Source organism: Sphingopyxis sp. P8 (assembly GCF_020622175.1).
Taxonomy (GTDB): domain Bacteria; phylum Pseudomonadota; class Alphaproteobacteria; order Sphingomonadales; family Sphingomonadaceae; genus Sphingopyxis; species Sphingopyxis jiangsuensis.
The window spans coordinates 793,278-811,357 of record NZ_JACNMK010000002.1 but is presented as its reverse complement, the minus strand read 5'-3'; the positions used below and the strand labels follow the sequence as shown (position 1 = coordinate 811,357).

The window sequence follows — 18,080 nt, the reverse complement described above, 5'->3', positions numbered from 1 at the left end:
GCCGCTCCGCAGCGCGGGGCGCCCTCATCACCTCAATACACCCGCGCCTTCGGCTTGATATAGTCGACGTCGTCGGACAGCGTATATTCGTGGACCGGGCGATAGTCGATCTTGACCCCGCCGCCCTTGCCGCCCCAGCCGTCGAACCAGGCAACCGTGTGCTTCATCCAGTTCGCATCGTCGCGGTTCGGGAAATCCTCGTGCGCGTGGGCGCCGCGGCTTTCCTTGCGGTTGTGCGCCGAATGCATCGTCACCGCCGCCTGCGCGATCAGATTGTCGAGCTCGAGCGTTTCGACGAGGTCGGTGTTCCAGATGAGGCTGCGGTCGGTGACATGGATGTCCTGCATCCGCGCATAGGTCTTCGCGAGCTTGTCCTTGCCCTCCGCCATCAGGTCGTCGGTGCGGAACACCGCCGCGTGCGCCGACATCGCGCGCTGCATTTCGGTGCGCACCTCGGCGGTCGGCGACCCGCCGTTCGCATTGCGGAAATGGTCGAGACGCGACAGCGCGAAATCGGCGCTGTCCTTTGCCAGCGCGGGCTGCGCCGCATTGGGCGTGAGCAGCTCCTTGAGCCGGTGTCCGGTCGCGCGGCCGAAGACGACAAGGTCGATAAGGCTGTTCGAACCGAGGCGGTTGGCGCCGTGGACCGACACGCAGGCCGCTTCGCCGACCGCGAACAGGCCGGGGACGACGGTGTCGGGGCCGTCCTTGCCGAGCGTGACGACTTCGCCATGATAGTTACAGGGGATGCCGCCCATATTGTAATGGACCGTCGGCACGACGGGGAGCGGTTGGCGCGTCAGGTCGACGCCCGCGAAAATCTTTCCGCTCTCGGTAATCCCCGGAAGGCGCTCGGCGAGCACCTTTGGGTCGATATGGTCGAGGTGGAGATAGATATGATCCGAATGCGGGCCGACGCCGCGCCCCTCGCGGATTTCGAGCGCCATCGAGCGCGACACGACGTCGCGCGACGCGAGATCCTTTGCCGACGGGGCGTAGCGTTCCATGAAGCGCTCGCCTTCGGAGTTGGTGAGATAGCCGCCCTCGCCGCGCGCGCCTTCGGTGATGAGCACGCCCGCGCCGTAAATGCCGGTCGGGTGGAACTGGACGAATTCCATGTCCTGCAGCGGAAGCCCTGCGCGCAGCACCATGCCGCCACCGTCGCCGGTGCAGGTATGCGCCGAGGTCGCGGTGAAATAGGCGCGGCCGTAGCCGCCGGTTGCGAGGACGACGGCCTGGCTGCGGAAGCGGTGGATGCTGCCATCCTCCATGCACAGCGCGATGACGCCGCGGCACACGCCGTCTTCCATGATCAGGTCGAGCGCGAAATATTCGATGAAGAAGTCGGCGTCATATTTCAGCGACTGCTGATAGAGCGCGTGGAGCATCGCGTGCCCCGTACGGTCGGCGGCGGCGGCGGTGCGCTGCACCGGCGGGCCTTCGCCCATATTCTGCATATGGCCGCCGAACGGGCGCTGATAGATGGTGCCGTCGGCGTTTCGGCTGAACGGCACGCCTGCATGCTCGAGTTCATAGACCGCCTGCGGCGCCTCGCGCACCATATATTCGATCGCGTCCTGGTCGCCGAGCCAGTCGGAGCCCTTGACCGTGTCGTACATGTGCCACGTCCAATGGTCGGGCGAATTGTTGCCGAGGCTGGCGGCGATGCCGCCCTGCGCCGCGACGGTGTGGCTGCGCGTCGGGAACACCTTGGTGATGCAGGCGGTCTTCAGCCCCGCCTCTGCGCTGCCCATCGTGGCGCGCAGGCCCGAGCCGCCGGCGCCGACGACGACGGTGTCATAGACATGATCGATAATCTTGTAGGCGTCGCTCATGCCGCCGTTCCCCCGCCAAGCGCGATGCGGACGATGGCAAAGATGCCGTATGCGGCGCCGCCGATCGCATAGAAATTCAGGACGACGAGCGCGAGCAGCCGCGTCGCTTCGCCGTGGACATAATCCTCGATCAGCACCTGAAGCCCGAGGCGCAGGTGCCAGAAGACGCTGACGACGAGCAGGATCAGCGCGAGCGCAACCGTCGGGTTCGACGCCCAGCGCAGCACGGCGCCATGATCGCCGAGCGGCAGGCGGAGCAGCGAAACGACGAACCAGCTGACGAGCAGGACGTTGCCGAGCGCGGTCAGCCGCTGTTGCAGCCAGTGGTGCGAGCCATGCTGCGCCGACCCGAGGCCGCGGACCTTGCCGAGATGCGTGCCGTTACCCATTGACTGCCTCCGCAAGGATGTAGAGCCACACCGCGGCCGTCGCGACCACGGCGGCAATCATGACCAGCGCCGACCAGAGCTTGTTGGTCTTGAGTTCATAGCCCGCGCCGGTGTCGAGGACGAGGTGGCGCAGTCCCGAGAAGAGATGCTGGAAAAAGGCCCAGGTCAGCCCGACGAGGACGATTTTGCCGAGGATATTGGTGATTTTATGGACGGTTCCGGCGTCGGGATCGTGCCACACGCAGGCGACGAAGGCCGCATAGGCATCGGGACCGGCGGCGATCGCGCCGAGCCAGGCGAGGAACATCAGCGCGCCGACGATGGCGAGCCCGTCACCGCTTACCCGGTGAAAGATCGAGACCGCCATGTGCGGCCCCCATTTATACACCTGCAGGTGCGGTGAAAGCGGTCGCCCGCCCGGTTGCTTGCCAGCCATATCAGCCCCGTTCCGTGACTCTGTCGGTCGATGGGCGCGGTTTAACGCGGTCGGCGCGATATGCAATTGATTAGGCTCAGGACCCATTAATTATGCGTTCGAGGTTTGAAGCGATTTTGTTCAGTGCGAGGAGGCAAGGCGACGGAATATGTCGATATTTCGAGGCTTGCCGACGAAGCAGTGGACAAAATCGGTCAAATCCCGGAGGGACGCCGAAATGGCTTCGATCTCGGGCCCGTGCGGCCTTGCGGGTAGCGATGCTACCCGCTGCACCCGCCCGGACCCGATATCTTCGCCATTTCGACGCCTCGAACGCGTAATTAATGGGTCCTGAGCCTAAGGCTGTCGCGGCGGAAAGTTTGTTGATGCGACCGCCGACAATTGACAGCGCTTTGACGCAGCCTTTGGATTTCGCGTGCGTTATCGGCATCATGACAACCGACACGCTCGACCGCACCGCCGCCCCCGACCTTTCATCCCGTTTTCGGAAATTTATCGGCGCCCCCGATTTTCCCTGCGTCGGAGCCAAATCCGCCCTCGCCAACGACATGCTCCGCATATTCGAGGCGCGCGACCTGACCAGCGGCTGGAACGACCTGCAGATCCATCGCGAACTCGTCGAATGGGCGCGTGCCTATAAGGATGATCCGACCGGATTTCGGAGCTTTTCGGTGATTTTCGCAGGCCCCGACGATCTGGACGAGGCGGCGTTCGAGGAGGCGTTATGGACGCGGATCCAGTCGCTCGCCGACAAGGATGCGTGGAAGGGCCTGCGCCATGACGCCCGCGTGTCGCCCGACCCCGACAATCCGCATTTCGGACTGAGCTTCGGCGGCGAGGCCTATTTCGTCGTCGGCCTGCATCCGCGCGCCTCGCGCCCCGCGCGGCGGTTCGAGCGTCCGGCACTGATTTTCAACCTGCACGACCAGTTCGAGCGCCTGCGCGCCGAGGGACGCTATGAGCGCATGCGCGAGCGCATATTGGCGCGCGACGCCGAACTGGCGGGAAGCATCAACCCGATGATAGCACGCCACGGCGAGGCGAGCGCGGCGGCGCAATATAGCGGCCGGCGCGTCGGCGACGACTGGCAATGCCCGTTCCGCGATCCACGGAACGCCGCATGATTGCCGAAATCCCCCCGCGATCGGGAACGGCATTTCGTTTGGCGGCCGGGCAGCATCTGCGCGTGATCGATCCTGAAGGCGGGCAGGTGAGCGACATGCTGGCCTTTGCCGCCGACGACCCGCGCGAGGCGCTGTCGAACGGACGCACCTTTGATTATGAAGAGACGATCCGCCTCGGCGAAGGCAACCGCTTGTGGTCGAACCGTTCGCGCCCGCTGCTGGAGATCGTCGAGGATGGCGCCGGGCTGCACGACTTTCTGCTGACGCCGTGCAGCGAGGCGACGTTCCGCCATTTTTACCCCGGAAAACCCGTTCACCGGGGCTGTTTCGGCAATCTGGCCGAAGCGCTGGCGCCTTTCGGCATCGAACCCGACGCGATCCCGGTGGCGTTCAACATCTTCATGAATGTGCCGGTCGGGCGTGACGGGCGGATCAAGGTCGACCCGCCGACGACGAAGCCCGGCGACTTCATCCGGTTCCGCGCGCTCGCGGACCTGATTATCGGCCTCACGGCCTGTTCGGCCTATGACAGTTGCGGCGGCACGTTCAAACCGATCCATTATGCCATAGAGGCGGGTTGAGGCAGCGCGCCGCCTATTTCAGCTTGTCGCGGTTCGCATAGAGTAGCGCCGCGAGAACCGCGGCCGAGCCGATGCCGATGCCTGCGGCCGTTTTCCAGCCGATACCCCGGCGCGCCGGTGCATCGGCGCCGGCCTCGCTGGCGTCGGCAGCCTCCTTTTGCGCCTTCAGCTCGCGCATCGCGCGCAGCACCTCATTTTCTTCGGTTTCTTCGTGCGGGGGCTGCGCGCTTTCGTCGGTCATCGTGTGGTCTCGGTCCTTTTCGTCAGGCAAGTGCCTGCTCGACAGGCACATAGTCGGTTCCGATCGCTTCGGCTACTGCCTCGAACGTCACCTTTCCATTCCAAACGTTCAACCCCTGCGAAAGATGCACGTCGCGGCGAAGCGCTTCCTTCCACCCCAGATCGGCGATGCGCAGCGCGTGCGGCAAGGTGACGTTGTTGAGCGCATAGGTGCTGGTGCGCGCGACGGCGCCGGGCATGTTCGCGACGGCATAATGGACGATGCCGTCGACGATATAGGTCGGGTCGGCGTGCGTCGTCGGGTGGCTCGTCTCGAAACAGCCGCCCTGGTCGATCGCGACGTCGACGAGGACCGAACCCTGGCGCATCGTGCCGAGCATCTCGCGATTGACGAGCTTGGGCGCTTCGGCGCCGGGGATGAGCACCGCGCCGATGACAAGGTCGGCCTCGGCAACGCATTCGGCGAGGTTCGCACGGTTCGAAAAGCGCGTCTTGGCGCGCGATTCAAAGAAGGTGCCGACGCGTTCGAGCACTTCGGGGTCGCGGTCGAGGATTGTCACGTCGGCGCCAAGCCCCGCCGCCATCTGCGCCGCGTTGAAGCCGACGACGCCGCCGCCGATCACGCACACCTTGCCCGGCGCAACGCCGGGAACGCCGCCGAGGAGCACGCCGCGGCCGCCGTGCGCCTTTTCGAGCGCCGTCGCGCCCGCCTGGATCGACATGCGCCCGGCAACCTGGCTCATCGGCTTGAGCAGCGGAAGCCCGCCATAGGGGCTGGTGACGGTTTCGTAGGCGATGCACACCGCGCCCGACTTCATCAGGTCGCGCGTCTGATCGGGATCGGGCGCGAGGTGGAGGTAGGTGTAGAGAATCTGTCCTTCGCGGAGCATCGCACGCTCGTTCGCCTGCGGCTCCTTGACCTTCACGACCATGTCGGAAGTCGCGAAGATTTCCTCTGCGGAACCGACGATTTCGGCACCCGCCTCGACATAATGGCTGTCGTGCGCGCCGATGCCCTCGCCGGCGCCCGACTGAACGAGGACGCGGTGGCCATGTGCCGCGAGTTCGCGTGCGCTTTCGGGCGTCAGGCCGACGCGATATTCGTGATTCTTGATTTCCTTCGGGGTGCCGATGATCATCTGTCGCTCTCCACCTTGTTGTCGGCGTGGCGCAATCCGGCACGCTCGAGTCTGGCGGCGCTTATAGCAGCCCGCAAGCGCGATTTGCTTGCAATTCATCGTGGAGAAGAAGAGAAACACGCCAAATTTTCGCGTCAACACCGGGATTCGCGCAACATGATTGATCGAACAGACGCCAAGCTGCTCACCATATTGCAGCGCGAGGGGCCGCGACCGGTCGCCGAACTCGGCGAGCGCGTCGGGCTGTCGCCATCGGCATGCCATCGCCGCGTCCGCGCGCTGGAAGCGGCGGGTGTCATCGAAGGCTATGCGGCGCGATTGTCGCCCGCGTCCATCGGCCTTGGCCTCGATGTGTTCGTCGACATCAGCCTTACCTCGCAAAGCGAAGAGGCGCTGACCGCGTTCGAAAGCGCCGTCAAAAGTCACGACGAAATATTGGAGTGCCAGCTTTTGTCAGGCGCGTCCGATTACCGCCTGCGCGTCGCGGCGCGCAACGTCGCCGATTTCGACCGGCTGCACCGCCAATGCCTGTCGCGCTTGCCCGGCGTCGCCGCAATGCATAGCGCCTTCGCCTTGCGGACGATCAAGGCGTTTGAGGGCTATCCGGTCAGACCTGCCGAGCGCCGCTGAATTGTTGCGAACCCGCCTGGCTGGTTAACGACGATTTTACCAATTCCTCCGCATACCCCGGTGACAAAATTCGGGGACGAATGCGGACACCAAAGTTCGCGCGTCCGAGGTTTGGCGAGGGAAGAGGTTTATGGCGAAGGAAAGTCCCATTCATAAGCAGCAGATCGACCCCATATTGATGGCGGACCGCTTTCCCTTTTACGACCTCGACGGACGGCTCGCCGCCGACGCCGCCGAAATTCACGAAATTGTTGCAGGCCGCGAGACGGAAATCGCGCTGGCCTATTGGGACGTGTTCAACAAGCTTCCCAACGTCCCGAAGATCGAAGGGGCATTGTTCGACAAGCTGATGAAGGGCAGCGTTCACCAGGCGCGCATCAAATATGAGGATGTCGCAGGGCAGGAAACGGCAACGATCGCGTGCCAGAACACGCATGTCGCGCTGCGCACCGGCATCCCCATCGCCTCGATTCTCGCCTGCATCGCGCATAGCCAGGAGGTGACGATCAAATATATTGTCGAAGCCTGTGCCGACGATGCCGAACGGACGACGCGGCTGACGAGTGCGGTAAACCGGCTGGCGATGCTGGAAGCCGACATCATGCAGGCCTATGCCCAAAAGCTGAACAGCGCGGCGGTATCGAGCGAGCGTCAGACGATTGCGGGCGATTTCGACCGCTCGATTGCGTCGCTGGTCCAGGAAACCGACGCGGCGCGCCAACAGCTCGCCCGGCAGGCCGAATCGGCGGACCATGCCGCCAAGGGGATGATCGCGAAGACAAGCGAAGTCGCCGCCGCGTCCGAACAGTCGGCGATGGCGATGCGCGAAGCCGCGTCGACCGCCGCCGGCCTGATCCGCGCGATCGAGGATGCGCGCAGCGAGGTCGAGGCATCGGCCAGCGTCGCGACGCGCGCGTCCGAACAGGCGGGCGAAGCGGTCGTCATGTCGGAAGCGCTGTCGCACCATGCCCAGTCGATCGAATCGATCCTCGGGCTGATCCGCGAGATCGCCGGACAGACCAACCTGCTCGCGCTCAATGCGACGATCGAGGCGGCGCGCGCGGGCGAATCTGGCCGCGGCTTCGCCGTGGTGGCGCAGGAGGTCAAGAGCCTGGCCAACGAAACGGCGCGCGCGACCGACGATATTGCCGCCAAGATTACCGCGATTCAGCAGGCGACACGCGGGTCGGTGTCGGCGAACCAGTCGATCCAGCAGACGATCGTCGAAGTGCAGGAGTCGGCGCAGCGCATCCGCGAAGCGATGGACGCGCAGGCGCAGACGGTGACGTCGATCACCGCCGCGGTAGACGAAACCGCGCTCGCCGCCGATTCGATGTCGTCGACGATCGCGAGCATCCGCAACGATTCGGGAATGGTCGCGGGCGAGATCAGCACGCTGAGCGAGGAGTTCGCACGGATGGGCGCGCGGCTGCAGTCGCTGGAAAAGGCCGCGAGCGAGTTCAGCCGCCGGGTGGCGTGACGCCGACTACGCCCTGACTCCTCCGGTCCCTATTGTCATCCCGGCGGAGGCCGGGGGGACGAAATGAGGCGGACGCACGAGTTGGCAACGTCACCTCCCCTCCTCTATGGCGGGATCATGACCACGCATATCCTGATCACCGGCGCGAGCCGCGGCATCGGCGCGGCAATCGCCGACGCGCTCGCGCACCAGAACCACCGGATCGTCGCGTTGTCGAGCGCCGACGGCGACCTCGCCGACCCCGATGTTCCGCCGCGCCTGTGGGCGGACAGCCTCGACACGCTCGACGGGCGTATCGACGTGCTGATCAACAATGCCGGCATTTTCGACGCGAACCCGATCACTGCCGCCGGCGACGAGTGGCTCGAGAAATGGAACCGCACGCTGCAGGTCAACCTGACCGCGGCGGCGTCGCTGTGCCGTCTGGCGGTGCTTCACTGGCAGCAGACGGGCCTTGGCGGGCGGATCGTCAATATTGCGAGCCGCGCCGCCCATCGCGGCGACAGCCCCGCGCACTGGCATTATGCGGCGTCGAAGGCCGGGATGGTCGCGATGACCAAGACGATCGCGCGCGCGCACGCGAAGGAAGGGATTCTCGCCTTTGCCATCTGCCCCGGCTTCACGATGACCGGGATGGCCGACGATTATCTGGAAAGCCGCGGCGGCGAAAAATTGCTTGCGGACATCCCGCTCGGCCGCGTCGCGATGCCGCAGGAGGTCGCCGAAATGGCGCGCTGGTGCGCGCTCGACGCGCCGCCGTCGATGACCGGGGCGGTGCTCGACGTGAATGGCGCTTCCTATGTGCGCTGACGCATGAGCTGGGTCGTTTCGCTCCCCTGCACGCGCGACGAGGCCGAGGCATTGTCGGGCGAAATCCCTGCACTCGACGCGCTTTCCGAAGCGCCTGTGGTCGTCACGCGCGAGATCGACGAGGATGCCGGATTGTGGCAGCTCGACGCCTATGTCGACGACCGGCCGAGCGCCGCGCTGCTCAAGCTGCTCCCGGCATTGGTTCCGAGCGCGGCGGGCAAGACGCCGGCCGTCGAGAAATTGCCCGAGGAAGATTGGGTGACGCTGTCGCAGCAGGGACTCGAACCCGTGCACGCCGGGCGCTTTTTCGTCCATACGAGCAGCTATGCCGACCGGGTTCCGCAGGGCAGCACCAGCTTCCTGATCGACGCGAGCCAGGCGTTCGGGACGGGCGGGCACGATACGACGGCGGGGTGCCTTGCGATGCTCGACCGGCTCGCGCGCGCGGGCGCGGCGCCGCGCAACATTGCCGACATCGGCACGGGCACGGGGCTGCTCGCCTTTGCGGCGATGGCGCTGTGGCCGCGCGCACGGACGATCGCGTCCGACATCGACCCCGCGAGCATCGCGGTGACGCGCGACAATGCGGCGGTCAATGACATCGCGATGGGGCGTGGTGGGGGGCGGCTGACGCTCGCGGTCGCGCCGGGGACCGACCATCCCGCGATCCGTCACCGCGCTCCCTATGACCTTGTCATCGCCAATATCCTTGCGGGGCCGCTGATCACCCTGTCGCCCGACATAGCGGCGGCGACCGCGCCGGGCGGGCACGCGATTCTGGCGGGGCTGATCACGCGGCAGATGGACGATGTGCTCGCCGCCTATCGCGCGCACGGCTTTCGCCTGGCGGCGCGCGGCGGAAGCCGCGAATGGCCGTGCCTGCTGCTCGTCAAGCGGCGGCGATTCGGATACCGGCGCAAGGAACGCGCGCTCCACCGCGCCAATCCCGCCGATGCGAGTTTCGGGAGCTGGTGACTCCTCCCCTCCCGCGTGCGGGAGGGGCTAGCTAGCTTTTCGCGAGGGCATACTCCTGCGTACCGCGCGTGATCACCTGATCGCCGGGCAGGATGTCGGCAATCGGGATCGGCGGCAGCGCGGCGTTGGCGGCATAGATCGGCGCGAAATCGGTGTTCACCGTGACGTCGAGCAATTGGTCGAGGCTGTCGATCACGAAATAATTCTGCTGGAAATCGTCGATCCGGTAATCGGTGCGCATCACGCGCGCGAGGTCGAAACCGATGCGGTTCGGGCTGTCCGAGTCGAGCGCAAACACGCTTTCGGCATAGCTCGACACGATCCCGGCGCCATAGATGCGCAACGAGCCGTCCTCGCGGATCAGCCCGAATTCGACCGTGTACCAATAAAGCCGCGCGAGCTGTTTCAATGCGTCGAATTGCAGGCTGCGCAGTCCGCCCTCGCCATAGGCGACCATATAGTCGGCGAAGACCGGGTCGGCGAGCATCGGGACATGGCCGAACACGTCGTGGAAGACGTCGGGTTCCTGCAGATAATCGAGCTGTTCGGGGGTCCGGATGAAATTGCCCGCCGGAAAGCGCCGGTTGGCAAGATGGTCGAAAAACACATCGTCGGGGACGAGCCCCGGCACCGCGACGACCTGCCACCCCGTCGCGTCCGTCAGCCGCGCGTTGAGTTCGCGATAATCGGGGATGCCGGGCTTTTCGAGGCGCAGCACGTCGATCCCGCGCAAGAAGGCCTGCGACGCGCGGCCGGGAAGCATCTCCGACTGGCGCGCGAAGAGCCGGTCCCACATCGCATGTTCGTCGGCGGTGAATGCGTCCCAATCCTGCGGAATCGTCCAGTCGGGCGCGGCGCCCGGCGGCGGAGTGTCGTGGACATGGGTGGCGGGATTCTTCATGCCCGAAATCCTATCACATTATTGGTTTCAAGTGAAACCTTAGCCGCCGATCGGGACGATCTCTGTCGCCAGCCGCTCGACCTCGGCGCGGTCGTGGCTGACATAGAGGATCGGCACGCGCAGTTCGTCGCGGATACGCTCGATCACCGCCATGATCTCGCCGCGCCGCGCGGCGTCGAGCGAGGCGAGCGGTTCGTCGAGCAGCAGCAGTTCGGGGGCCGCGAGCAGCGCGCGCCCGATCGCGACGCGCTGCGCCTCGCCGCCCGACAGGCTTTGCGGCCAGCGATCGAGCAAATGGCCGATGCCGAGGAAGGCCAGCGCCTCGTCGAACCCCATCCAGCGGTTCGCGGGCGGCGCGAGGTCGTAGCCATAGAGCAGGTTCGCGCGCACGCGCCTGTGCGGAAAGAGGCGCCCGTCCTGGAAGACATAGCCGACACGCCGCGCCTCCGGCGCCAGATCGATGCCGGGGCCGAACAGGGTGCGTTCGCCGATGCGGATGTGGCCGCGGTCGGGGCGGAGCAGCCCCGCGACCATGTTGAGGATGCTCGTCTTGCCCGCGCCCGAGGGGCCGAACAGTGCGGTGAGCCCCGGCCCGGCGGTAAAGCGCGCAGCGATATTGCGCTCGCCGAGCCGCCTTTCGACGTCGATATCAATCGCCACGCCGCGCCCTTTCGCCGTGCGAGCGGCGCACGAGCCATTCGGAGAGGACGAGCGCGGCGAGCGAGAGCACGACCGACAGCAGCGCGAGCCGCGTCACCATCGCCTCGCCCCCCGGTACCTGCAGCGCCGAATAGATGGCGAGCGGAAGCGTCTGCGTTTCGCCGGGAATGTTCGAGACGAAGGTGATCGTCGCGCCGAACTCGCCGATCGAGCGCGCAAAGCCGAGGACGAGCGCGGCGAAAATGCCGGGGAGCGCGAGCGGCAGGCTGACGGTGCGGAAGGCGTGCCACCGCCCTGCCCCCAGCGTTCGCGCGGCGCCCTCGAGCCGGGGATCGATCGCCTCGATCGACAGCCGCATCGCGCGCACCATCAACGGCAGCGCCATGATCGCGGCGGCGAGCGCGGCGCCCGTCCAGCGGAAGATGAGGACGACGCCGAACCACTCCTCCAGCCAGCGCCCCACGGGGCCGGCAGGACCGAAAGCGACGAGCAGCAGCCAGCCGGTGACGACGGGCGGCAACACGAGCGGCAGGTGGACGAGCGCATCGAGCAGCACGCGCCCCGGAAAGCGCCAGCGCGCGAGTATCCACGCGAGCGCGAAGGCAAGCGGCAGGGTCAAGGCGACCGCGAGCGCACCGACGCGCAGCGACAGCGCGACGATCCCCCACAGTTCGGCGGACATCATGCGCGGCCTAGGGCGCTGCAAAGCCATGGCGCGCGAGGATCGCGCGGCCGTGGAGCGAGAGGAGGAAGGCGCGAAAGGCAGCGGCGTCGCGGTGGCGCGAGGCCTTCAATATCGCGACGGGATAGCGGATCGGCGGGTGGCTCGACGCGGGGAAGAGCGCGACCTGCCGCACGCGGCGCGAGGCGCGCGCGTCGGTCGCATAGACGATGCCGAGCGGCGCGGCGCGGCGTTCGACGAGCGCGAGCGCGGCGCGGACATTTTCGGCCGGGGCGAGCTTGGGCGCGACGCTGTCCCACACACCATAATGGGCGAGCGCCGTCTTGGCGTAGCGCCCCGCGGGGACTGCGGCAGGGTCGGCGATCGCGAGCCGTCCGCTGCCGAGCGCGGCAGCGAGGGCGAAGCGCCGCTGGATCGCAATTTCGACCTTGCTCCCCGCAGGCGCGATGAGGACGAGGCGGTTGGCGGCGAGCGTCGCACGCGTTCCGCCGCGCAGCCGCCCGGCGCGCGCGAGCGCGTCCATCCACGCTTCGTCGGCCGAGACGAACAGGTCGGCGGGCGCCCCCGCCATCGCCTGCCGCGCGAGCGCCGACGATGCCGCGAAGGACAATAAGGGCCGCGCGTGCCCCCGCGCCGTCCAGGCGTCGGCCGCCTCGCCCAGCGCCCCTTGCAGACTCGACGCCGCGAGCACGACCGGGCCGCGGTCGGCGGCGTGCGCCATCGCGCCTGCGAACAGTGCGGCAAGCATCAAGGCAAGGCGGGCGAAGCAGCGCATTTGTCCCGCCATAACGCGGTGCGGCTCAACCCGCCAGTCGGACCCCCAGCCACCTTGCCGCGCGCGGCAGGCGCTGGAGGAGCAAATTGTCGACGATCCAAAGCAGGATCAGCGATGCGGCGAGCAGCGGGAGCAGCGCGGCGAGGAGCAGGACGATCGCCGCGACGCCCCTTGGCCGCGCCGGATCGCGCGGCGCGGGCGGCGCGCCGAGCGCATCGCCGGGCCTGCGCCGCCACCACATCAGGAAGCCGGTGACGCTGAGCAGTACGAGTGCGAGCGCGGTCGCGACGCCGACCAACTGGTTCGCGAGGCCGAAGAGCTGCCCCTCGTGCCAGGCGATGCCGACGCCGACGATGCGGTCGACGACATGCTTGTCGGCGAAGCCGCTGCGCGACACTTCGATGCTGGTAACGGGGTCATAGCTGACCTTGCGGACCCGCGGCCGGTTCTGCGTCAGGGTGGTCAGCGTCCAGACATTGCCGTTGGGCGGCCCGAACAGGTTGGGCGCGCCGGGCGGCTGGATGATCGCCGGGGCGGGCATCGCCTCGCTCCGCGCGCGCATGACGATATAGGCGAGCGGCGCACGCGGCACGGGACCGGCGGGGGCGGCTTGTGCCATCGCGGCATGGTCGTGAGCGGCGTGCGGATCGCCCCCGCCGCTTTTCCAGTCCTGCGTCCCCGCAACCCAGCCCATTTCAGCGCGCAGCGCGCGAAAGCCGCTCGCCCAGACGTCGGTCCACGGCAAGGCGGTGAGCAGCAGGACGAGCGCAAGCCCCGACACCCAGAATCCGGTCACGGCGTGCAGGTCGCGGAGCGCCGTGCGCGTGCCGAGCGCGAGGCGCGGCCAGGCGACGCCGGCGAGCCCCCGCCCGCGCGGCCACCAGAGGTAAAGGCCGGTGAGGATCATCGCGATCGCCCAGCTCGCCGCAAGCTCGACGAGCAGGCCGCCCGCGCGGCCGATCAGCAGGCTGCCGTGGACGCGCGACAGCCAGGCCGAAATCCGCGCATCGGGATCGGCCGCCCCGATCACCTCCCCCCGCGGCGACACGGCGACGTCGCGCATGCCGCCCGACGGCAGGCCGAGATGGACCACCGCGGCGTCGCCGGGCGCTTCGGCGATGCGGTAATAGTGAAAGCTTGCGCCGGGAAAGGCCGCGAGCGCCGCCGCGACCTGCGCGTCGGCGTCGACCGACCGCCCGGCGGGCAGCCCGCGCCATTCGCGTTCCTGCCAGCGATCGAGCTGCGGCTTGAAGAGATAGGCCGCGCCGGTGAGCGACAGCAGCAGGATGAAGGGGATGACGAACAGCCCGGCATAGAAATGCCAGCGCCAGATCGTGCGGTAGAGCGGTATCGGGCGGGCGTCGGTCATCGCCTTCGCTCCCCCTAGAAGCGCGCGCGCACGCCCGCCGAGACGGCGCGGCGCTCGACGGGGTAATAGATGGCCGATGCGTCGGTCACCGTGATCGCGGCGCCGATGTCGCCGATTGCCTTTTTGGCCGTGACGTTGCGAACATCGACGAAGGCATCGACGCCCCCAGCAATTGTCGCGCCGCCGGTCACGCCGATGAGGGCATAGCCCGGCGTCGCGACGCGATTGCGATAGTCGGCGTAAGGGCCATCGGGCACCCATTCGAGGTTGGGCGCGACGTGCAGCGCGGGGGCGAGCGCCAACAGCGGCGCCCGGCGGGTCATATAGTCTTTCATTGAATGATCCTTCGCGGGAGAGCGAGTGCAGGCCGCATCGAGCAGCCGTCGTCTCGTCATCCCGGCGAAGGCCGGAATCTCGACCTAGCCTTGACATGCACCGGCGAGATCCCGGCCTTCGCCGGAATGACGCTCTACGCGAAGCTGGGTGGGCCGGTACTCGGCGGGAGCGGCGAAGCGATGCCCGGCGCGAAGCCGAGCGATGCCGGGGTGGCAGGAACCGCCGCGAAGCCCACCGGCGCGGCGGGAAGAACAGCCCCTTCGGGAAGCGGCGGGGCCGCCGCGAGCGCGCCCCACGGGCAATGCTGCTGCGCCTCACCCGCGTCATGGCCGCCGACGCGCTCGATCGGGATGTCGATGGTGCCGCCGGGATTGGCAGGGTCCGAACAGATGCGGACGGTTATCGACCCGCTCGCATCGCTTTCGAGCATCCAGCCCGGCGCAGCGAGCATCCGCGCCGCGAGTGCGAACAGCACCGGCAGCAGAAGCAGGATGCCGGGACGGCGCAAGGCGGCGAGTAGGCTCACGGCGCGCGCTTTATGGCGGACACGCACCGCTGGCAAGTCGTGGCCTTCCTTCCGTCGAAACCCCAAGGGCTTTGGTCGAGCGATGTTGGCTCCCACCGGTTGAACCGCTGACGCTAATTGACTTCACTCGATGAAAAGAGGAATTTATCCGCCATGTTCAGACCCCGTGTCGCGGTCGCCCTCGCGATCCTGATATCGCCCGTTCCGCTTCACGCCGCCCAATCGGACTGCCCCGACGTGCTCGACTATGCTGAATGGCAGGAATCGCGCGCGCAGCAATGGAATTTTCAATCCTCCGCGCTTTCCATCGTCGGAGCACGCCATTCGCGCGATCCGGCCGACGGCCAGTTTGCGGAGATTGATGCCGCGATCGAAGATTTTCGTCCAACTTTGGTTTTTTACGAGGGACCGGATCGCGGCATGGCCGCGACCGTGAGCGAAACGATCGCCGATTTCGGCGAGTCGGGCTTTTTGCGATATCTGGCGCGCGAACGCGGCGTCCCTGCCCGTTCGCTGGAGCCTTCCCCCGCGGATCAGATGAAGGAACTTCAAAGCCGGTTCCCCGTCCACGAGATTCTGTTGTTTTTCACTCTGCGCGAAGCGGTTCGCCTGCGGGACCGCGAAGGCCTGTCCGGAGCCAAGCTCGACGCGCGAATCGGTGCGCTTCTGGAAAGTATGAGGTCACTGGCCGCAGCCATGGGTCTAGATCAGTCCATCGGCAGCGTCGCCGACCTCCAGCAGCAATCCGAGCGGCTATGGCCGGGACGCCGGTGGCAGGACGCCGAGGCACGATGGTTCTCGCCAACCGCCGATGACGAGGAAACCGGCGGCGTTGTAATGGGAGCGATCAATCGCGCCGACAGCAGCATTCGCGACCGCCACTTTGTGCGACTGTTGGCCGAAGCGATGCGGGCGGGCGAGAGGCCGTTTGTCGTCGTCGGGCGTAACCATGTGCCGATGATCGCGCCGGCGCTAACCTGTGCGGTCGGCATGACAGCGGGCGAACGATAGGCACCGGCATCGCTCGCCTGCCTAACCCGCCGCCTCCACAATCGCCGCCCATGCGGCCTCGTCGATCACCGGAATGCCCAGCGCCGCGGCTTGCTTGAGTTTCGATCCCGCGCCCGGTCCCGCGACGACAAGGTCGGTCTTGGCGCTGACGCTGCCCGCGGCCTTGGCCCCCAGCTTCTCCGCCTGCGCCTTGGCTTCGTCGCGGCTCATCGTTTCGAGCTTGCCGGTGAAGACGACGGTCTTGCCCGACACCTCGCTGTCGCGCGTCTCGACGACATAGGGCGGCGGCGAGACTTGCGAGAGAAGGTCGTCCCACAGGTCACGGTTGTGCGGTTCGTGGAAGAAGTCGGCGAGCGCCTCGCCGACCGCGGCGCCGATGCCGTCGGCGCGAACCTCGAGGATCGCTTTGATCGCCTCCACCTTGCGCGCCATATATTTGCCGTCGGATTCGCCTTCGTCCTGTGGATGCTCGGCCAGATAGGCGTGAATTTCCTGCGCCTTGGCGGGGAGCCGGGCAATGTCGCCCAGACCCTTCATCAGGTCGCGCGCGGTCACCGCGCCGACATGGCGGATACCGAGCCCGAAGAGCAGTCGCGCCGCATCGGGCTGGCGCTTTGCCTCGATCGCGGCGAGGAGGTTTTCGACCGACTTTTCCTTCCATCCTTCGCGCACCAGCAGTTCGTCGCGATGATTTTTGAGGCGGAAGATGTCGGCGGGTCCCTTGTCGAGCCAGCCGAGCGCCAGAAACTCCTCGATGCTCTTTTCGCCCAGCCCCTCGATATCGAGCGCGCCGCGGCTGACGAAATGGCGCAGGCGTTCGAATTTCTGCGCTGCGCAGATCAGCCCGCCGGTGCAGCGGACATCGACCTCGCCCTCTTCGGCGACCGCCTCGCTGCCGCACACCGGGCAGTGGTCGGGAAAGACGAAGGGCACGCGCTCCTCGTCGCGGGTCAGGTTTTCGACGACCTGCGGGATGACGTCGCCCGCGCGCTGGACGACGATGCGGTCGCCCGGCCGCACGCCGAGCCGTTCGATCTCGTCGCGGTTGTGCAGGGTGACGTTCGAGACGACGACGCCGCCAACGGTGACGGGAGTGAGGCGCCCCACGGGGGTCAGCTTGCCGGTGCGCCCGACCTGGATGTCGATCGCCTCGAGCGTCGTCTGCGCGCGTTCGGCGGGGAATTTGTGCGCGATCGCCCAGCGCGGCGCCTTTGCCACGAAGCCGAGCCTCGTCTGCCAGTCGAGCCGGTCGACCTTGTAGACGACGCCGTCGATGTCATAGGGCAGCTCGGCGCGGCGGCGCTCGATGTCGGCATAATGGGCGAGCACCGCCTCGACGCTGTCGAAGCGCGCGAGCAACGGCGACACCGGGACGCCCCAGCCTTCGATGCGCTTCATCATCGCAAATTGCGTGTCTTCGGGCAGGTCGCTGACCTCGCCCCAACCGTGCGCGAGAAAGCGCAAGGGGCGTGCCGCAGTGACGCTCGCATCCTTCTGGCGCAGCGAGCCTGCCGCGGCGTTGCGCGGGTTGGCGAACTGGCGCGCCTTGTCGGGATCGTCGGCCTCGGCGAGCAGGCGCGCGTTGAGCGCGGCGAAATCGGCCTTGGCCATATAGACTTCGCCGCGGATTTCGAAAACGTCGGGAATGTCCGTCGCGGGGGCGACGAGTGATTGGGGAATGTCGGCAATCGTCGCGACATTCGCGGTGACATCCTCGCCGACGCTGCCGTCACCGCGCGTCGCCGCCTGAACGAGCTCGCCTTTTTCGTAACGCAGCGAACAGGACAGGCCGTCGATCTTGTCCTCGGCCGTAAGCGCGACCGGCTCGTCCTCGCCGAGGTTGAGGAAGCGGCGGACGCGCGCCGCGAATTCGGCGACATCCTCGGCCGCAAAGGCGTTGTCGAGGCTCATCATCCGCTGCGCATGCGTGACCTTGGCGAGCGGCGACGCCTCGACCGCGGCACCGACGAGCTTGTTCGGACTGTCGGCGCGGATCAGGTGCGGGAAGGCCGCCTCGATCGCATTGTTGCGGCGGACGAGCGCGTCATAATCGGCGTCCGAAATCTCCGGGCTGTCCTCGGCATGATAGAGCCGGTTGTGGTGCGCGATTGCCTTGGCGAGCCGCATCAGCTCGTTCGCGGCGTCAGCCTCGGTCAGCGATTCGATGTCCTTCATCGGCCC

At 66.9% G+C, this 18,080-nt stretch carries 20 protein-coding genes; 7 read left to right on the top strand and 13 right to left on the bottom strand.

Annotated features, from left to right (window positions below):
* Positions 1-32 precede the first annotated feature (32 nt).
* From sdhA to sdhC, 3 genes are read right to left on the bottom strand one after another with little or no spacing between them, the layout of a single operon-like run.
* Positions 33-1,835 (bottom strand): succinate dehydrogenase flavoprotein subunit, encoded by a 1,803-nt coding sequence (gene sdhA, locus H7692_RS12350; RefSeq protein ID WP_227340250.1) that lies wholly within the window; start codon positions 1,833-1,835, stop codon positions 33-35.
* The gene (gene sdhD / locus H7692_RS12345) at positions 1,832-2,224 is read right to left on the bottom strand and encodes a succinate dehydrogenase, hydrophobic membrane anchor protein (protein ID WP_201928005.1); all 393 of its coding nucleotides are present in this window, start codon (positions 2,222-2,224) and stop codon (positions 1,832-1,834) included. The genes sdhA and sdhD overlap by 4 nt, the downstream gene beginning before the upstream one ends.
* Positions 2,217-2,660 (bottom strand): succinate dehydrogenase, cytochrome b556 subunit, encoded by a 444-nt coding sequence (sdhC, locus tag H7692_RS12340; RefSeq protein ID WP_227340249.1) that lies wholly within the window; start codon positions 2,658-2,660, stop codon positions 2,217-2,219. Before sdhC ends, sdhD begins: the two co-directional genes overlap by 8 nt.
* 431 nt (positions 2,661-3,091) lie before the next feature.
* On the opposite strand from sdhC, the gene gntA reads away from it, so the two are divergent.
* On the top strand, positions 3,092-3,784 hold the full coding sequence (gntA, locus tag H7692_RS12335; protein ID WP_227340248.1) for a guanitoxin biosynthesis heme-dependent pre-guanitoxin N-hydroxylase GntA: 693 nt from the start codon (positions 3,092-3,094) through the stop codon (positions 3,782-3,784).
* A complete protein-coding gene (locus H7692_RS12330) occupies positions 3,781-4,365 on the top strand; it encodes a DUF1989 domain-containing protein (protein ID WP_227340247.1) in 585 nt (194 codons plus the stop codon). The genes gntA and H7692_RS12330 overlap by 4 nt, the downstream gene beginning before the upstream one ends.
* Positions 4,366-4,378: 13 nt before the next feature.
* On the opposite strand, the gene H7692_RS12325 is transcribed toward H7692_RS12330, so the two are convergent.
* Positions 4,379-4,606: a hypothetical protein gene (locus H7692_RS12325; protein WP_227340246.1), complete on the bottom strand. Its 228-nt coding sequence runs from the start codon at positions 4,604-4,606 to the stop codon at positions 4,379-4,381.
* Positions 4,607-4,628: 22 nt separating this feature from the next.
* Positions 4,629-5,744, bottom strand: a complete 1,116-nt coding sequence (gene ald / locus H7692_RS12320; protein WP_201928009.1) for an alanine dehydrogenase — start codon at positions 5,742-5,744, stop codon at positions 4,629-4,631.
* 156 nt (positions 5,745-5,900) lie between these two features.
* Between ald and H7692_RS12315 the strand changes: the two genes are divergently transcribed.
* The 4 genes from H7692_RS12315 to H7692_RS12300 all read left to right on the top strand — a co-directional run bounded on the left by H7692_RS12315 (position 5,901) and on the right by H7692_RS12300 (position 9,639).
* On the top strand, positions 5,901-6,374 hold the full coding sequence (locus tag H7692_RS12315; protein ID WP_201928010.1) for an Lrp/AsnC family transcriptional regulator: 474 nt from the start codon (positions 5,901-5,903) through the stop codon (positions 6,372-6,374).
* A 130-nt stretch (positions 6,375-6,504) separates the two neighbouring features.
* Complete coding sequence (locus H7692_RS12310) at positions 6,505-7,854, top strand: methyl-accepting chemotaxis protein (protein ID WP_227340245.1); 1,350 nt, start codon at positions 6,505-6,507, stop codon at positions 7,852-7,854.
* Between the two features lie 117 nt (positions 7,855-7,971).
* The gene (locus H7692_RS12305; RefSeq protein WP_201928012.1) at positions 7,972-8,664 is read left to right on the top strand and encodes an SDR family NAD(P)-dependent oxidoreductase; all 693 of its coding nucleotides are present in this window, start codon (positions 7,972-7,974) and stop codon (positions 8,662-8,664) included.
* A gap of 3 nt (positions 8,665-8,667) precedes the next feature.
* Entirely contained in the window at positions 8,668-9,639 is a 972-nt protein-coding gene (locus tag H7692_RS12300) for a 50S ribosomal protein L11 methyltransferase (protein ID WP_227340244.1), read from the top strand.
* Positions 9,640-9,670: 31 nt separating this feature from the next.
* Here H7692_RS12300 and phhA read toward each other — a convergent pair whose 3' ends face one another.
* From phhA to H7692_RS12265, 7 genes are all read right to left on the bottom strand, one after another.
* Positions 9,671-10,540: a phenylalanine 4-monooxygenase gene (phhA, locus tag H7692_RS12295; RefSeq protein ID WP_201928014.1), complete on the bottom strand. Its 870-nt coding sequence runs from the start codon at positions 10,538-10,540 to the stop codon at positions 9,671-9,673.
* A 39-nt stretch (positions 10,541-10,579) separates the two neighbouring features.
* Positions 10,580-11,200: an ATP-binding cassette domain-containing protein gene (locus H7692_RS12290; protein ID WP_227340243.1), complete on the bottom strand. Its 621-nt coding sequence runs from the start codon at positions 11,198-11,200 to the stop codon at positions 10,580-10,582.
* Positions 11,190-11,885, bottom strand: a complete 696-nt coding sequence (gene modB / locus H7692_RS12285; protein ID WP_222137019.1) for a molybdate ABC transporter permease subunit — start codon at positions 11,883-11,885, stop codon at positions 11,190-11,192. Before modB ends, H7692_RS12290 begins: the two co-directional genes overlap by 11 nt.
* 7 nt (positions 11,886-11,892) lie before the next feature.
* On the bottom strand, positions 11,893-12,657 hold the full coding sequence (gene modA, locus H7692_RS12280) for a molybdate ABC transporter substrate-binding protein (protein ID WP_222137018.1): 765 nt from the start codon (positions 12,655-12,657) through the stop codon (positions 11,893-11,895).
* A 25-nt stretch (positions 12,658-12,682) separates the two neighbouring features.
* Positions 12,683-14,026, bottom strand: coding sequence for a PepSY-associated TM helix domain-containing protein (locus H7692_RS12275; RefSeq protein ID WP_222137017.1), 1,344 nt, complete (start codon positions 14,024-14,026; stop codon positions 12,683-12,685).
* A gap of 14 nt (positions 14,027-14,040) precedes the next feature.
* A complete protein-coding gene (locus H7692_RS12270; protein WP_222137016.1) occupies positions 14,041-14,361 on the bottom strand; it encodes a hypothetical protein in 321 nt (106 codons plus the stop codon).
* Between the two features lie 134 nt (positions 14,362-14,495).
* Positions 14,496-14,888, bottom strand: a complete 393-nt coding sequence (locus tag H7692_RS12265) for a hypothetical protein (RefSeq protein ID WP_222137015.1) — start codon at positions 14,886-14,888, stop codon at positions 14,496-14,498.
* A 117-nt stretch (positions 14,889-15,005) separates the two neighbouring features.
* Between H7692_RS12265 and H7692_RS12260 the strand changes: the two genes are divergently transcribed.
* Positions 15,006-15,899 (top strand): hypothetical protein, encoded by an 894-nt coding sequence (locus tag H7692_RS12260; RefSeq protein WP_222137014.1) that lies wholly within the window; start codon positions 15,006-15,008, stop codon positions 15,897-15,899.
* 21 nt (positions 15,900-15,920) lie between these two features.
* Here the strand turns inward: H7692_RS12260 and ligA are convergent, their stop codons facing one another.
* Positions 15,921-18,074, bottom strand: coding sequence for an NAD-dependent DNA ligase LigA (ligA, locus tag H7692_RS12255; protein ID WP_227340242.1), 2,154 nt, complete (start codon positions 18,072-18,074; stop codon positions 15,921-15,923).
* Between the last annotated feature and the right edge of the window lie 6 nt (positions 18,075-18,080).

Bases quoted from the DNA above. Each gene is read 5' to 3' on its own strand.
- sdhA (WP_227340250.1), bottom strand. From the start codon at position 1,835: ATGAGCGACGCCTACAAGATTATCGATCATGTCTATGACACCGTCGTC.
- sdhD (WP_201928005.1), bottom strand. From the start codon at position 2,224: ATGGGTAACGGCACGCATCTCGGCAAGGTCCGCGGCCTCGGGTCGGCG.
- sdhC (WP_227340249.1), bottom strand. From the start codon at position 2,660: ATGGCTGGCAAGCAACCGGGCGGGCGACCGCTTTCACCGCACCTGCAG.
- gntA (WP_227340248.1), top strand. From the start codon at position 3,092: ATGACAACCGACACGCTCGACCGCACCGCCGCCCCCGACCTTTCATCC.
- H7692_RS12330 (WP_227340247.1), top strand. From the start codon at position 3,781: ATGATTGCCGAAATCCCCCCGCGATCGGGAACGGCATTTCGTTTGGCG.
- H7692_RS12325 (WP_227340246.1), bottom strand. From the start codon at position 4,606: ATGACCGACGAAAGCGCGCAGCCCCCGCACGAAGAAACCGAAGAAAAT.
- ald (WP_201928009.1), bottom strand. From the start codon at position 5,744: ATGATCATCGGCACCCCGAAGGAAATCAAGAATCACGAATATCGCGTC.
- H7692_RS12315 (WP_201928010.1), top strand. From the start codon at position 5,901: ATGATTGATCGAACAGACGCCAAGCTGCTCACCATATTGCAGCGCGAG.
- H7692_RS12310 (WP_227340245.1), top strand. From the start codon at position 6,505: ATGGCGAAGGAAAGTCCCATTCATAAGCAGCAGATCGACCCCATATTG.
- H7692_RS12305 (WP_201928012.1), top strand. From the start codon at position 7,972: ATGACCACGCATATCCTGATCACCGGCGCGAGCCGCGGCATCGGCGCG.
- H7692_RS12300 (WP_227340244.1), top strand. From the start codon at position 8,668: ATGAGCTGGGTCGTTTCGCTCCCCTGCACGCGCGACGAGGCCGAGGCA.
- phhA (WP_201928014.1), bottom strand. From the start codon at position 10,540: ATGAAGAATCCCGCCACCCATGTCCACGACACTCCGCCGCCGGGCGCC.
- modB (WP_222137019.1), bottom strand. From the start codon at position 11,885: ATGATGTCCGCCGAACTGTGGGGGATCGTCGCGCTGTCGCTGCGCGTC.
- modA (WP_222137018.1), bottom strand. From the start codon at position 12,657: ATGCGCTGCTTCGCCCGCCTTGCCTTGATGCTTGCCGCACTGTTCGCA.
- H7692_RS12275 (WP_222137017.1), bottom strand. From the start codon at position 14,026: ATGACCGACGCCCGCCCGATACCGCTCTACCGCACGATCTGGCGCTGG.
- H7692_RS12270 (WP_222137016.1), bottom strand. From the start codon at position 14,361: ATGAAAGACTATATGACCCGCCGGGCGCCGCTGTTGGCGCTCGCCCCC.
- ligA (WP_227340242.1), bottom strand. From the start codon at position 18,074: ATGAAGGACATCGAATCGCTGACCGAGGCTGACGCCGCGAACGAGCTG.